This window comes from Pseudomonas sp. M47T1, assembly GCF_000263855.1.
Taxonomy (GTDB): domain Bacteria; phylum Pseudomonadota; class Gammaproteobacteria; order Pseudomonadales; family Pseudomonadaceae; genus Aquipseudomonas.
Window position 1 is genome coordinate 1 of the sequence record NZ_AJWX01000076.1, and the last position, 369, is coordinate 369.

1 protein-coding gene is annotated in these 369 nt (G+C 65.9%); it reads left to right on the forward strand.

Annotated elements, in window-relative coordinates:
* Nucleotides 1-120: 120 nt before the first annotated feature.
* The coding region (locus tag PMM47T1_RS28510; RefSeq protein ID WP_008375981.1) for a PAAR domain-containing protein at nucleotides 121-369 on the forward strand (249 nt) is incomplete at its 3' end.

A 369-nucleotide genomic window follows, 5' to 3' on the forward strand; every position in this document is an offset into this window, starting at 1 on the left:
CACCGGCGCCGACGCCAGCGTCACCGTGCAGATGATTCGGCCGCCTTCGGCCGACGCCATCGCGCATAACCGGAAGACTCGCGGTGCCGATCCATTCAAATATGGGGCGCCGGGAAGACGATGAGCCACCCCATTTGCCTGGGCGACCCGCTCAACAATGGCGGCCAGGTCACCCTGTGCGCATTGGCCGCCACCCATGGCCTGCACGGCAAGCCATTCGCCGTGCTCGGTGATCAAGCCTGGTGCGCCGAGCATCAGGGTACCTTCGCCTTCGTCGAAGGCCACCCGCGAAGGCACATGGCAGGGTTGCCGGTGGTGATGCAAGGGCATCTGCTGAGTTGTGGGTGCCATGCGATGGCGGCGCATGCG